This is a genomic window from Calothrix sp. UHCC 0171 (assembly GCF_034931845.1).
Lineage (GTDB): Bacteria > Cyanobacteriota > Cyanobacteriia > Cyanobacteriales > Nostocaceae > Brunnivagina.
In genome coordinates this window covers 336920-351137 of the sequence record NZ_JAYGHN010000002.1, presented here as the reverse complement: position 1 = coordinate 351137, position 14218 = coordinate 336920, and the positions used below count along the sequence as shown (strand labels likewise).

The 14218-nt window shown below is 37.7% G+C and carries 11 protein-coding genes; 5 read left to right on the top strand and 6 right to left on the bottom strand.

Annotation, left to right across the window (positions count from 1 at the left end; all coding sequences use genetic code 11):
* The 3 genes from VB733_RS03500 to VB733_RS03490 form a co-directional block, all read right to left on the bottom strand.
* Nucleotides 1-478, bottom strand: a 478-nt coding sequence (locus VB733_RS03500; RefSeq protein ID WP_323338710.1) for a hypothetical protein, incomplete at its 3' end; no start/stop codon positions are given.
* 105 nt (nt 479-583) lie between these two features.
* Nucleotides 584-718, bottom strand: a complete 135-nt coding sequence (locus tag VB733_RS03495; RefSeq protein WP_323338709.1) for a hypothetical protein — start codon at nt 716-718, stop codon at nt 584-586.
* A gap of 240 nt (nt 719-958) precedes the next feature.
* Nucleotides 959-5737: a Calx-beta domain-containing protein gene (locus tag VB733_RS03490; RefSeq protein ID WP_323338708.1), complete on the bottom strand. Its 4779-nt coding sequence runs from the start codon at nt 5735-5737 to the stop codon at nt 959-961.
* 439 nt (nt 5738-6176) lie between these two features.
* On the opposite strand from VB733_RS03490, the gene VB733_RS03485 reads away from it, so the two are divergent.
* From VB733_RS03485 to VB733_RS03465, 5 genes are all read left to right on the top strand, one after another.
* Nucleotides 6177-6761: a TetR/AcrR family transcriptional regulator gene (locus VB733_RS03485; RefSeq protein ID WP_323338707.1), complete on the top strand. Its 585-nt coding sequence runs from the start codon at nt 6177-6179 to the stop codon at nt 6759-6761.
* 290 nt (nt 6762-7051) lie between these two features.
* Nucleotides 7052-8449 (top strand): ABC exporter membrane fusion protein, encoded by a 1398-nt coding sequence (locus VB733_RS03480; protein ID WP_323338706.1) that lies wholly within the window; start codon nt 7052-7054, stop codon nt 8447-8449.
* A gap of 64 nt (nt 8450-8513) precedes the next feature.
* Nucleotides 8514-9146 (top strand): GNAT family N-acetyltransferase, encoded by a 633-nt coding sequence (locus VB733_RS03475; RefSeq protein ID WP_323338705.1) that lies wholly within the window; start codon nt 8514-8516, stop codon nt 9144-9146.
* A gap of 48 nt (nt 9147-9194) precedes the next feature.
* Nucleotides 9195-10373: an ABC transporter permease DevC gene (gene devC / locus VB733_RS03470; RefSeq protein WP_323338704.1), complete on the top strand. Its 1179-nt coding sequence runs from the start codon at nt 9195-9197 to the stop codon at nt 10371-10373.
* A 30-nt stretch (nt 10374-10403) separates the two neighbouring features.
* On the top strand, nt 10404-11150 hold the full coding sequence (locus VB733_RS03465) for a DevA family ABC transporter ATP-binding protein (protein WP_323338703.1): 747 nt from the start codon (nt 10404-10406) through the stop codon (nt 11148-11150).
* A 79-nt stretch (nt 11151-11229) separates the two neighbouring features.
* Here the strand turns inward: VB733_RS03465 and VB733_RS03460 are convergent, their stop codons facing one another.
* The 3 genes from VB733_RS03460 to VB733_RS03450 all read right to left on the bottom strand — a co-directional run bounded on the left by VB733_RS03460 (nt 11230) and on the right by VB733_RS03450 (nt 14158).
* Nucleotides 11230-12129, bottom strand: a complete 900-nt coding sequence (locus tag VB733_RS03460) for an Rpn family recombination-promoting nuclease/putative transposase (protein ID WP_323338702.1) — start codon at nt 12127-12129, stop codon at nt 11230-11232.
* A 61-nt stretch (nt 12130-12190) separates the two neighbouring features.
* On the bottom strand, nt 12191-13354 hold the full coding sequence (bioF, locus tag VB733_RS03455) for an 8-amino-7-oxononanoate synthase (protein WP_323338701.1): 1164 nt from the start codon (nt 13352-13354) through the stop codon (nt 12191-12193).
* Between the two features lie 318 nt (nt 13355-13672).
* Nucleotides 13673-14158 carry a glutathione peroxidase gene (locus VB733_RS03450; RefSeq protein ID WP_323338700.1) on the bottom strand — a complete coding sequence of 162 codons (486 nt, stop codon included), beginning with the start codon at nt 14156-14158 and terminating at the stop codon, nt 13673-13675.
* Nucleotides 14159-14218 lie beyond the last annotated feature (60 nt).

Below are 14218 nucleotides of genomic sequence, written 5' to 3'. Positions count from 1 at the left end.
AATATCGAATACTCGGTAAGAATAATATATCAATACCTTCACCAATTACTAAACCTAGTCCAGCAAAAGTAATTAGCAGAATCAATCGGTCTAATCTTGTTAAACCAGCTAAAGTTAATTCAATATTAGTCAATATTGTAGTGGCTAAAGGCATGAGAACTAAACTACATAATAACGACCAACTGGCAACTAAGCCAATTGTCAAACTGAGAAATAAAACGACTACCAAAGTTTGAGAACCAATTGCAACTAACTTTTCCAGCCAAGAAGTAGTTTTCCAGACAATAGCTAATACAAACACAAGCACAAAAGCTCCCACTAACCAACCAATATGGTAGGAAGACAGATACCATCCCAGCCAAGTGTAAGCTAGCCAGAGTAGTAATAGCGGTTTGAGAGGAATTCGTACAAAGGTATCTAAGCTCATATCATCGACAGCTTTTTCTTGATGTTTCTTGATGTTATGTAGACATAACACCTGATTATAAATTTATTTTATTTAGCTCATCGTATGTAGTCCAAATAGTAAAGAAAAAGTAATATTTGTACATCTTCCAAATGGAATAATTTTATCCTTCACAATCTAAGATTTATCTTTAGGTTCATGATTTTCCAGACGATACTGTTCCAAGCGTCGAATTGCCATTCCTAAACTTAATTTCATGCATGTAAATGCTTCTAAGAGACTACCAACTTCATCAATACTTGTTCTCTGCATTCATATCGTCAGTGCTAACAGCTTCAGCAACAAGTACAACTCGTCTAATTTGACGAACAACATGTTGTCTCACATCAAGTCGAGCTAATCAGGTATCATTCATTTTTTTACGAATTTAATATCAGGGATAATTTGAGTAAAGCCCAAATATCCCTCATGATATCAGTAAGAAGATGGAAAGTTAGCTACATTCAAAATATTAGTAAACTATTCCATATTTAACTTGTATGATTTTTCCCATCAAATAATAATTTCCCATTTAATATCACCCACTTTAGTGAATTCAAAATCTTTTTGCAAGGTTGTATTATCCATTTGCCAAATAGTATTTACTCCAGTGCTGTAATTTCGCCAAACAATATCAACTTTGCCATCATTCGTAAAGTCAGAGACATGTTCAATTTTCCAATTGATATCATCGACTTTGTTAATAAAAACTTTACGTTCCAGCGTTGTATCATTCATTAACCAAATCATATTTTCGCCACTGCCATAATTTCGCCATAAAATATCGACTTTGCCATCACGATTGAAATCATTAACAGCTTCAATCTGCCATTTCACATCATTCGCTTTATCGATAAACACACCTTCCACTAAAGTCTTGCCATTCATCAACCAAATCGCATTGGTATCACTGCTATGATTCCGCCATAAAATATCGACTTTGCCATCACGATTAAAGTCTGCTAATTCTGCAATTTTCCAGTTGACATCTTCAACTGTAGTAATAAATTCTGCCTGCTTGATTGCAGTGTCATTCATAAACCAAATGGCATTTTCACCACTCTGATAATTTCGCCATAAAATATCAACTTTGCCATCATTATCGAAATCAGCAACACCAGCAACCTTCCAGTTGATATCATCGACTTTGGTAATGAACACACCCGTATCTAAAGTTGTGCCATTCATTAACCAAATTGCATTTTCTCCTGTGCGATAATTTCGCCACAATAAATCAAGTTTTCTATCCCCATTAAAATCTGCTATTTGTTCAATCTTCCAATTAATGTCATCAACTTTAATCAAAGATACACCTTGTTCGAGTGCAGTACCTTTCATTAACCAAATAGCATTTTCACCTGTTTGATAATTGCGCCAGACTAAATCGGGATTACCATCACCATTAAAGTCAGTATCATTTGCACCTTCATCGTTGATAATTGTGCCGATACCCCTACTATTGGGAAGAATTGTGGCGTTAATGGGATTGCTCAAATTGACAAAGAATGTTTCATCTGGCTCAAAATTATTATCTCCCCTCACGTCTACCGTTATGGTTTGACTGATTTGGTTAGGTGCAAATGTGACAACCCCGCCCGAAAGTGGTATGTAGTCACCATTGATATTTGTCGCTGTGCCATCACTAACTGTATAACTAACTTTGACTTCTTCATCACTAGGATTGGATAAATCAACTGTAAATACAAATGGAGTGGTTGTATTTACATTTCCTTCCCGTTTTGCCACATTATTAATGCGAACATTTGGTAACTTATCGTCGTTATTGATAATGCCCGTTGCCGTGGAAGTTCCTAAGGCAGCCTCACTAGCACTGCTTAAGTTTACCCTAAATGCTTGGTTACTTTCATATTTGCGATCGCCATTCACTAATACTTTGATTATTTTGCTGGTTTCTCCCGGCGCGAAGGAGAGAATACCACTGGTTTCTATGTAGTCGTTGTCGGTGACAGTGGCTGTGTTGTCTGCGGTTGCGTAGTTAACGGTGACTGTGTCCTTACTGGCACTCGACAAACTAACTGTAAAATTATACTCAGTAGTTCCTGTGTCACCTTCGTTAATTGAGTTCGTAACAGGGGCAATATTGATTAATAATGGGTTGACGGTAATGTTGAAGAATTGTTCGCTGGAAGTATCAACGCCGTCATTTTCTGTACCACCGTTATCTCTGACTTTGACACCAATTTTTGCAGTGGTGGCTTTTTCTAAGACATTCACTGGTGTAAATACTAGATTTCCAGCAGCATCAATTGCGGGTGCAACTTTAAATAATTCTGGGTTGCTATTGCTGGATATGATGTATTCGAGAACTGTTTGGCTTGACTCGTAAATATTACCGGGAGAAAATTTTGCCCAGTTATTTAAGGTTTGTGTGCCTGAACCTGCATTAATAGTTCCAACAGTGCCTTTGGTAAAGGTGGGGGCATCATTGACGGGATTGACGACAATGTTGAAGGTTTCTTCGGGGGAAGTATCAACAGCACCGTTTAATTTACCACCATTGTCTCTCAACTTGACTCTAACGGTTGCATTCCCATAGGCATTGGCTAGGGGTTTATAAATTAGAGTTCCATCGGCTGTAATCCGGGGTTGTACCTCAAATAATCCTGTGTTGTTATTGGTGACAACAAATTCAAGAATTTGGTTTTCCTCATCAGGCGCACCAGGAGAAATATTAGTTGCCCAATTATTGATTGTTTGCAGGGTTGCATCTTCGTTGATGAGTTGGTCTTGTCCTTTGATAAAGGAGGGTGTATCGTTGATTGAATTGACTGTAATCGAGAACGTCTGGATATTAGAAGTATTAACGCCATCGTTATCTATTCCCCCATCATCCTGTAATTGAACACTGACAATTGCCACACCACTCCGATTGTCAGCAGGTTTGTAGCTGAGGGTTCCATCTGGAGAAATAGTTGGTTTTTCGGCAAAAAGTTCATCGTTATTAGTAGTAACAATAAAATTTAACTGCTGCACTTCGTTAGTTGCGCCTGTTGAGATGCGAGTAGCCCAACCTGTAACAGTTTGCAATCCCGCATCTTCATTTATTTGTTGATTACCACCTTGGATAAAACTGGGTGCGTCGTTGATGGAAGTAACTGTAACAGCAATAGTGTCGATATCGGTTTGGGGAATTCCTCCGCCTGTACTACCTAAATCATTGGTAGCAATTTCAATGCTGGTATCACCGTTGAAATTGGCATTCGGTCTAAATATTAAACCATTGAGGGCTGTATTGATGTTACTGACAGTGCCAGTTAATTTGAGATTGGCAGTTTGATTTCCACTGATGTTAACGCTGTTATTGTTATTGATACTGAAAATGGCATTGGTTGTCGTCAGATTGACTTCCACTTTGTTTGTACCAGCATCAATATCACTGATGGTAATGGCGTTATTGTTGCTGCTGGAGAAGACAAGGCTGCCATCTTCATCGATTGTGAAGGATTCACCGGGCAACTGATTTACAGGTGCATCATTGACGGCATTAACTTTGATTGTGAAGGTTTGCGGAGCAGACATATCAACTCCACCATTAGCAATGCCCTCATTATCCTGGAGTTGCACAGTTACAGTTGCCGTACCGTTAGCATTCTCTGCCACTTTGTATGTCAAGGTGCCATCAACATCAATACTCGGCTTTTCCACAAATAAAGCATCATTATTGTTGGTGACAATAAATTTCAAAGCTTGCTGCGATTCATTTTCTGCACCTGCACTGATATCAGTAGCCCAATTAGGAATAACTTGTGCGATCGCATCTTCATCTATAATTTGGTCAGCACCTTTAACAAAACTAGGTGCATCATTAACTGGGTTAATTGTAATATCAATAATATCTGTGTCTGTTAAGTCTCCACCTACACCCGTATTTCCAAAATCATTGGTAACGATTTGAATTGTGCTGTCACCATTAAAGTTTTTTGTCGGTTTAAAACTCAAACCATTGAGTAACGCATTTATCGCCGTGACAGTTCCCTCCAAGACAAGATTGCCAGTCGTATTTCCCTCAATTTTGACATCCTGAGTAGTCGCAACTGTTAAATTACCGTTGCTTGCCGTTAATGTCACTTGGATAGAACTATTCCCAGCATCAATATCACTGACACTAATGAGATTACCATTCTCTTTTGAGAAAACCAGAGTGGCATCTTCATTAATACTTTGAGCATTCGGTACATTATTAACAGGTGCATTATTAATGGGGTTAATAGTTGCAGATACAGTAACCACCGCACTACTAAAAGCCGTAATTCCCCCATTATTAAATGTATTCGCAATATCTCCATTGAAACTCTTATCTGTACCATCCCAAGCGCGGAAACTCAGATTGGCAGAACCACTATAGTTAGTCTGGGGTTGGAAATAAACACGAGTCTTGTCATCTGCCGCCAGTAATAAAGAACTTTCGACAGACACTGAATTAAAACGATTCCAAACACCATCAGTCTTGTAAAACCAAGTACCATTAGTGGAATCTGCCGCAGTAATCGCAATCCCCACAAAAACATCTTTATCTACATCGCTAACATTATCTAAACCACCCTTAATTGTATTCAAATCCACCAACTCCGACACCAAAGTACCCACCTCTCCAACGGGTTCTCCAGCATCTTCATCAACAGCCACTAACTTGGGTTTCTTAGATACATCCAATACAGGTGCATCATTGATTGCCTTCACTGTAATTATTACCGTACCAATATCCGTACTAAAAGCTGTAGTGCCACCATTTTTATTGTCAGAAGTATCTGCGGCACTACCATTAATTCCACTTGTTATATCCCAAGCGCGAAAAGTAATCCCTGCCGTACCGTTGTAATTAATTCGTGGCTGAAAATAAAGTCGCGTACTTGCATCTGCCGCTAACAATCGAGTATTCGACTCCAACGCAAATAATTGATTCCATTTCGCACCATTATCTATGCTGTAGAACCAAGTACCATTATTAGTATCAGTTCCAATCACACCAATACCCGTAACAGCATTGATATCCATATCAGTGACATTATCCAAACCACCTGCAATCGTATCCAAATCAACTAATTGCGATACCAATGTTCCTACCGCACCAACCGGGGCAACTGTATCTTCATCAATTGAAGTTAGTGCCACCTGAAAATCGTTCAGAATCGGTGCTGTATTCGCTGCACTACTAGCACCCAACCTAATACCTATATCTAATGCTGAAGGATTTGGAGAATTGAACAAATCTGGGTTCAAAGTAGAAGCAGACTGAATTAAATTTGAGTTAGACGAAATACTGGGTTCCACTGGCTTACACCTATTTACGCGCTATTTTTAATACAAATCGATACTGTCACAGTAGATTTACGTAAAGGTTTTATACCTTCCACATAAATTCAAGATTGCTGAACAAAAAGAGCAAAGAGCTTATTCGTTATAGACTCCAGCTTTTATAATCTCCCTGTTCCATACAAGATAAATGCGATCACTTGAATTATGTTGTAACTTTTTTACGGACAACCACTTAAGTAAGGACGAAGTTATTATTCCCAAATCAAATGGGAAATTAACATCGGCATAAAAAATCTCTCAGCAAATACACAGCAGACAGTCAATGCTGAAGTAGTTTTCCATAACACACATTCGATATAAATCTCCTTGACATCCCCAAGCCAGAAGAGTAAATTTATAAATAACGGATGTTCGATATAAAATGGAGATAGAAAAAAGATTCTAAATACGCACCATGCCCAAAATAGTTGATCACGACTTATACCGCAAAGAATTATTAGACAAATGTTTCGATTTATTCGCCGAAAAAGGTTACGCATCAATTACGATGCGACAAATCGCCCAAGGCTTAGGCGTTTCCACGGGGACACTCTATCATTATTTCCCCAATAAAAAGACATTATTCGAGCATTTAGTCGAAAACATGATGCAAAGGGACATATCAATAGCAACTGCGGATTGGAAAACCTTGAAAACACGTCAAGAACGTGCAGAAGCATTAGGAAACTATTTAAATAATAATCTTGCCTATCACATTAAACATAGTTATTTGATGATTGACTTTTCTCAACATCAAGATTCTGAAGGTTATAGTAATAGCGACTTTTGGAAACGTTTATGTGAACGCTATAAAGGTGTAATTTATGAGTTTTTAGGGGTAGAAGACATTGTTTTAGCTGATTTTGTGATGTGTTTTGTAGATGGAGTAATTCTCGAAAAAGCACTAGGAGTTGACACAGTTAATGTAGTTGAACAATGTGCATTACTGGGGAAAATGATTACAGCTTATGTAGAAAAATATCACTCTGATAAAGAATAACGAACTAACGAACCAGCTATCAACAAACAAACTTAAATCTTATTCAATGAATCTATGAATAAGTCTCACGCAAAGACATATTAGAGTGACAACTCTTGCAGTAGGGTAGACACAAATTAAAAAAATGCCAAAGGAATTGTTATTTAAGGTAATTAAAAAAAGTAAATTTATTTCCCAATTCAGAAACCCTAAATAACCTTGAGAAACTCTGCTGAAATTGACGATGCTCTGCGTTAAAAAAAATAAATTTTGGGAATCATAAATATAGCATCTAAATAGAGGGAAAAATAATGAGTTTAAAAATATCTCTCAAACCACCTAGCAATGGATGGATGATTGGTTTAATCGTAGCTGCAACTGCTGTAACTGGCGGAGTTGTCTACTATGGAGCTTCCCAATTTGGAGTTTTCAGTCAACCAGCAAAAAAAGTAGTAGAAATAGTCCCAGAAGTGCGAAAAGTGACAGCATTAGGACGTTTAGAACCAGAAACAGAAATAATTAAGTTATCTGCACCAATACCCCTAGATGGAGACAGGGTTGCTCAAGTCTTAGTCAAAGAAGGTGACACGGTAAAATCTGGACAAGTTATCGCCATCTTAGATTCCAGAGACAGATTAGAGGATGCTTTATTGGTAGCACAAAAACAAGTGGCGATCGCACGTTCAAAACTCGCACAAATCCAAGCAGGGGCAAAAACAGGACAAATCCAAGCACAGAAAGCCACAGTCGCCAGACTACAAGCGCAAACTGTTGGCGATAAAGTCGGACAGCAGGAAATTATTGCTCGCTTAGAAGCGCAATGGTTAGGTGATAAACAAGCCCAGCAGGAAAATATTGCTCGCTTAGAAGCCCAATTAGAAGGCGATAAACAAGCCCAGCAAGCAACAATTAAGCGATTGGAAGCGGAATTAAATAACGCGGCATCAGAATATCAACGTTACCAACAATTATTCCAAGAGGGGGCAATTTCTAATTCTTTATTCGATGGCAAGCGGTTGAGTGTGGAAACTGCAAGACAACAACTCAGGGAAGCGAAAGCAGTCTTAAACCGAATTGATGCCACTAGTAATAGACAAATTAGTGAAGCAAAAGCCGTATTACGCCGCATTGATGCCACTAACAGCAAACAAGTCAGTGAAGCCAAAATTGCTCTGAATAGAATTAATGCCACAGGCGATAAACAAATTAGTGAAGCTTCGGCAACTTTAACAAGTATTGCAGAAGTTCGTGCTGTTGATATCCAAGTCGCACAGGCGGAAATTGATAATGCCGTCGCCACCACCAAACGTGCGGAAACGGAACTTGAACAAGCTTATATTCGCGCACCAATTAGCGGACAAATTATGAAAATTCATACCCGCCCTGGTGAAAAGATGGGAGATAACGGCATTGCAGATTTAGGGCAAACCAGTCAAATGGTTGCAGTCGCTGAGGTTTATCAAAGTGATATTAGTAAAGTGAAACTTGGACAAACCGCAACCATTACTGGACAAGCATTTTCCGGGGAAGTCACAGGTACAGTATCCCAAATTGGTTTACAAGTGAATCGTCAGAATACCTTTGCTAACCAGCCTGGTGAAAACATGGATAGAAGGGTGATTGAGGTAAAAATTCGTATCAATCCTGGAGATGTCAACCGTGTGTCTGGGTTAACTAATTTACAAGTACAAACTGCGATCGCACTATAAGGTTTATTTGGCTTTATTTATAACGAATGTTTGTTTTAAGCAAATTAAAAGGAGGCAAGTGATGATGAATACACAAAAAATAGAAATAAAAAAACTCGAAAAATCACAAATTCAAAAAGCTAGTCAAGTTTTAGGAAAGGCATTTAATCAAGACCCAATTTTTGCATATATTGCCTCTGAAAATCCTTTAGAAAAAGCAAACTTGATTGAATCTTCTTGTCAAATGTTATTGCGTTATAGCCAGTGTCATAATCAGATATACACAACTACAGATGAGCTTAAAGGTATTGCTGCATGGATACCGCCTGGATATGCAACAGATAATATATTGCGACTTTTTCAAGCCGGAATAATCACCGTATTATTCAACATTCATATCAAAAAAATATTGATATCTTTATCAATGTTATTCACAGCAGAAAAATACCATAAACAAATGATGAAACAACCGCATTGGTATTTAATGATGCTTGGTGTTTCACCTGATTTTCAAGGACAAGGTATTGGGGGAATGCTTTTAGAACCAGTATTGCAACAAGCTGATATAGAAGGATTGCCTTGTTATTTAGAAACATCAACTCAAGCTGCTGTTCGTTTTTATCAAAGACATGGATTTGAAATTGCTTGGAATGGAGAGTTAGCGCCAGGTTCTCCACAATTATGGATCATGATTCGGGAACCAAAAGCAAAAAAATAAAACTTATCTTCTTTCTTTCAAGGAATCAAATTCAAATCAGATGATGTTATGTTACCAAAAAAGCTCAGTCAAACATTAAAAAAAACACCCCTGGCGTGGCGACAATTAATGAAGGAAAAAACTCGCCTTGCTATTGCAGTAGCGGGAATTGCTTTTGCGGATATTTTAATGCTAATTCAAATGGGATTTGAAGGTGCTTTATACGATGCATCAATTCAACCACATCGTAATTTAGAAGCAGATTTAGTCTTAATTGAACCGCGAATGCAAACTTTATTTTCCGTTAAAAGTTTTCCGCGAGAAAGACTATATCAAACATTAGCTTATGACGGTGTCGAATCGGTGACACCAGTTTATATTTCTACCGGGCAATGGCGAAATCCAGAAACTACTTTAGAAAGAGCAATTCTGGTTTGGGGAGTTGACCCCACTAAGGCAACTTTTAAAATGCCGGAAGTTAATCAAAAACTAAGTAGTATCAAACCATTAAATAGCGTTTTATTCGATATTGCCGGTCGTCCAGACTATGGTGTGGATGGTGAAAAATTTAAAAAAACTAACATTTTTGAAACGGAATTAAATAGTAAATCCGTAAATGTTACAGGCTTATTTGTCAATGGTGCATCATTTGCCGCAGACGGTAATGTTATTACCAGCGACTCAACATTTATGCAGTTATTCCCATCTCGTAAACCAGAACAAATTGAAGTTGGTTTGATTAAATTAAAACCTGGTGCAGATGTGGAAAAAGTCCAAAAACAACTGGCAGTAAATCTCCCTCAAGATGTAAATGTATTAACTAGAGAAGGATTTGCCCAAGTCGAAAAGAAATATTGGGCAGATGGTACAGCAATTGGATTTATTTTCGGTTTAGGTGTTGGTGTTGGTTTTATTGTCGGGATTGTAATTGTTTACCAAATTCTCTATTCTGACGTTTCCGAACATTTACCAGAATATGCAACATTAAAAGCGATGGGTTATACCGATAGATATTTATTGGGGGTATTACTACAAGAAGCTTTATTGTTAGCTATTTTAGGCTATATTCCCAGCTTTTTAGCTGCGATCGCATTATATAATCTCGCAGCAGGGGCAACAATGTTACCGATCGCAATGACCCTAGAACGGGCGGTAAATGTCTTGATTTTAACTGTTGTTATGTGTAGTGTATCCGGTGCGATCGCCATGCGAAAACTCCAATCTGCCGACCCTGCGGACATATTTTAAAAAAACCTTTTGCAATATAAATTAACTATTATGCAAGTTACAAATTCCACCGAATTAAATCAAGCTGAAAATAGCCAAGCTGTAATTTCCATTAATAATCTCAATCACTATTTTGGTGAAAGTTCACTGCGGAAACAAGCCTTATTTGATATCAATTTGCAAATCAATCAAGGGGAAATCATCATTATGACAGGTCCTTCCGGTTCGGGAAAAACCACTTTATTAACATTAATGGGTGGTTTACGTTCTGCACAGGAGGGAAGTTTAAAAATTTTAGAACAAGAAATTTGTGGTGCGAATAAAAAGCAATTAACCGAACTGCGTCGTCATATTGGCTATATTTTCCAAGCACATAACTTGATGACATTTCTCACAGCCAAAGAAAACGTACGCATGTCTTTAGAACTGCACGACAAACATTTAGCAGGAGACATAAACGCTAAAGCTGTAGAAATATTAGAGATAGTTGGCTTAGGAAATCGTGTTGATTATTACCCCGAAAGCCTATCAGGAGGACAAAAACAACGAGTTGCGATCGCACGTGCATTAGTTAGTCGCCCTAAGATTATACTAGCTGATGAACCAACCGCAGCCCTAGATAAAAAATCAGGACGCGATGTGGTGGAATTGATGCAAAAATTAGCAAAAGAACAGGGTTGTACAATTTTGCTGGTGACTCACGATAATCGGATTTTAGATATTGCTGACAGAATTGTTTATATGGAAGATGGAAAGTTAATTAACGATGGGATTGATGCGGCTGCAAAAGTTAAGTAGATTTGATTTGATGAATCTTAGAGACTTAGTATTGCCAAGTCTCTAAAGATAACATTAATTGTTAATTGAAAATCCATATTCACTCATTTGCAAGTTTCCTGACAACTTCCAAATCCACATCTAATATTTCTGCTACATCTTCTACTTTCAGTCCTCGTTGAAACAATTTTTTAGCCATTTCTAATTTAATTTCTTCTTTAACTTCCTGTTTAACTTCTTCCTTAACTTCCTGTTTAACTTCTTCTTTAACTTCCTGTTTAACTTCTTCCTTAACTTCCTGTTTAACTTCTTCCTTAACTTCCTGTTTCGCCTCTTCCTTTGCTTCTTCTTTCAACTCTTGATAAAATCTAGTGCCTCTAATTAATTCTAGACTTAGCATTTCTTTTATTTCCTCCCTACTCATATTTGGAAACTTATTTACAAGTATTGCTTCTATCAATTCTAAAACTTTTCTTTGAATAGCTGCATCATTAACTTCCTGCCTGGTTTGATTAACTAGCTGTTTCGCTGATTCTTTCGCTTTCCCTTTACCTTCTACAATTAGTTTAACAATTCCTAAACCCAACGAAGCAGATGATGTCTCCTCCATCTCATCTAGATAAAAACAACGTAGATGAGTTTCTCTAAATGCATTTAGACGCTGAGGAAAGTCTACATCATTACTACGAGTATCAAATACAACGATAGCATACCACTGAGAATTAGATGGTTGAAACTGATAGAAGTAAAGGAGAATGCTGGTGAAGAATCTGTCATAAAAGACTTTATCTTTGTAACATTGAACTTCTACAAAATAGATTGGTTCGTTAGGAGTAGTTTCCAAAGTTAAGAAAATACCATCTAACCGAAACCTAGTTTCTTTAATTTCTTGGCTTTTAAACTCGTAAAGATTAAGATTTGTTTCGGGTTTCCCAATCAATTCAAAAAAAATCTCTGGGAATTCCTGAAATAGCTTATAAAAAATGTTATCTGTCTTCATGAGACGAGTAGATGCTGGGCTGCAAAAAGTATAAATCAAATATAATCAACCCAGAAACCAACTAAATATTATGTAGTGCTTCTACTAATTTCTCAATATGAACCCGTTCATGTACAGCCATTAAAGTAATACGAATACGACTAGTGGGAACTGTGGGCGGACGAATTGCTGGGGCAAAAATACCAGCTTCCTTTAAATATTTTCCTACATTTAATGCATCACTCGCACTTACTAAGTGAATGCACAAAATTGGTGATTCTGAAGGTAATATTTTCAGATTTGGTAAATGTTTCTGAATCAATTCTTGCAGATATTCAACATTTTTCCATAATTGTATTCTTCGCTGCGGCTCATTTTTAATTATCTCAATAGCAGCTAAAGCTGCTGCCGTATCTGCGGGAGACAGAGCAGTCGTATAAATCCAACTAGGGGCACGATTCCTGAGAAAATCAACTAAAGTATTATTCCCCGCAACATATCCCCCCAAACTACCCACAGCTTTACTTAGGGTTCCCATTTGAATTAATTGTCTACCTGTACAACCCAAATGTTCAACGCCACCCGCACCATTTTTACCTAAAACACCCGTACCATGAGCCTCATCAACTAACACCATGCTGTTAAATTCTTCAGCAATATCCAAAATTTCTGGCAAAGGACATAAATCACCATCCATACTAAAAACACTATCAGTAATAATTAGACAGCGACGATAATTTTGCCGTTGTTGAATCAGTTGATTCTTTAAAGCTTCCACATCATTATGTGGATAATCCATCACACATGCACCACTCATAACTGCCCCATTCTTGAGGCTCGAATGGTTGTATTGATCAGATAAAATTAAATCCCGTTTCCCTACCAAAGCGCTAATTGTGCCAATATTTGCCAGATAGCCAGAACTAAAAACGATCGCATCCTCAGTTTGTTTTAGAGATGCGATCGCACTTTCTAATTCTCTGTGTAATTGCCGATGTCCTGTGAGTAATCTAGAACCAGTGCTTCCCGTACCTAGTTCTTGAATGGCATTGATTGCGGCAATTTTTAACCTGGCATCACCAGCTAAACCTAAATAATCATTACTCGCAAAATTAATTACTTCTTTTTCTTCTAAATTAATGACAGCACCCGAACCACCACTAATAGTTTGGACAGAACGATACCAATCGGCACGGTGGATTGTTTCGAGGGATTCTTCTAGCCATGAATAAGGATTATTGGACATTTGCAAGAATTATTTACGCAGAGATAGAGAAATAATTATTAAGGAGTCGTGTAAAAATAAGTTGAACAATTTATGTTTTGTAGTGCGGAGAGGAGTATGTTCTTCACGGAAAACTCCGGGGCATCTTATACCAATTCACAATTCGCAATACTCGCAGAGCGAGAAGCTAAAGCTACGCAATTCGCAATTAAGAAATCCTGATTTTACAAGGGTTTCAGAATTTGGATATGTTTCACGATTTTAGTGAAATGGTATTACGCAAGCAAGCAAGATGCTTGCACTACTTATTTTTACCTGATGCCTAAACATCACTTCTAATTATTTTGCTAATTCCTTCTCAATGACTTCGATTAAATCCGAAGAATCTGGTGTTGTACCACTTTTAAATCGGGCGACAACTTCGCCATTTTTAGCAATCACAAATTTCTCAAAATTCCAAGAAACATCGCCTTGTGGTTCCACAGAGCTAGTGAGTCGAGCATAAAGCGGATGTTGATTACCACCTTTGGCACTGACTTTATCAAATAAATCAAAAGTCACACCATAATTGCGATCGCAAAATTGGACAATTTCTTCGTTAGTTCCTGGTTCCTGTGCACCAAAATCATTACAAGGAAAACCAAGAACTCGCAAACCGGCATCATGATACTTTTTATGTAACTTTTCGAGTCCGCTATACTGACCAGTGTAACCGCAGTAAGAGGCAACATTGACAATTAAAAGAACATTGTCAGCATACTCGCTCAGTGCCTTATCCTGTCCATTGATGGTTTTAACGGAAATATCGGAGATTGTAGTAGTCATTCTCAAGCTAATTATTACGATTCATTGCTCAGTGTCTCATATTCCGGGTACTTGGGGGAT

What these genes read in the sequence shown, in the direction of transcription:
- VB733_RS03460 (WP_323338702.1), bottom strand. Translation starts at nt 12,129, where the DNA reads ATGAAGACAGATAACATTTTTTATAAGCTATTTCAGGAATTCCCAGAG.
- VB733_RS03480 (WP_323338706.1), top strand. Translation starts at nt 7,052, where the DNA reads ATGAGTTTAAAAATATCTCTCAAACCACCTAGCAATGGATGGATGATT.
- VB733_RS03495 (WP_323338709.1), bottom strand. Translation starts at nt 718, where the DNA reads ATGCAGAGAACAAGTATTGATGAAGTTGGTAGTCTCTTAGAAGCATTT.
- VB733_RS03450 (WP_323338700.1), bottom strand. Translation starts at nt 14,158, where the DNA reads ATGACTACTACAATCTCCGATATTTCCGTTAAAACCATCAATGGACAG.
- bioF (WP_323338701.1), bottom strand. Translation starts at nt 13,354, where the DNA reads ATGTCCAATAATCCTTATTCATGGCTAGAAGAATCCCTCGAAACAATC.
- VB733_RS03485 (WP_323338707.1), top strand. Translation starts at nt 6,177, where the DNA reads ATGCCCAAAATAGTTGATCACGACTTATACCGCAAAGAATTATTAGAC.
- VB733_RS03465 (WP_323338703.1), top strand. Translation starts at nt 10,404, where the DNA reads ATGCAAGTTACAAATTCCACCGAATTAAATCAAGCTGAAAATAGCCAA.
- VB733_RS03475 (WP_323338705.1), top strand. Translation starts at nt 8,514, where the DNA reads ATGAATACACAAAAAATAGAAATAAAAAAACTCGAAAAATCACAAATT.
- devC (WP_323338704.1), top strand. Translation starts at nt 9,195, where the DNA reads ATGTTACCAAAAAAGCTCAGTCAAACATTAAAAAAAACACCCCTGGCG.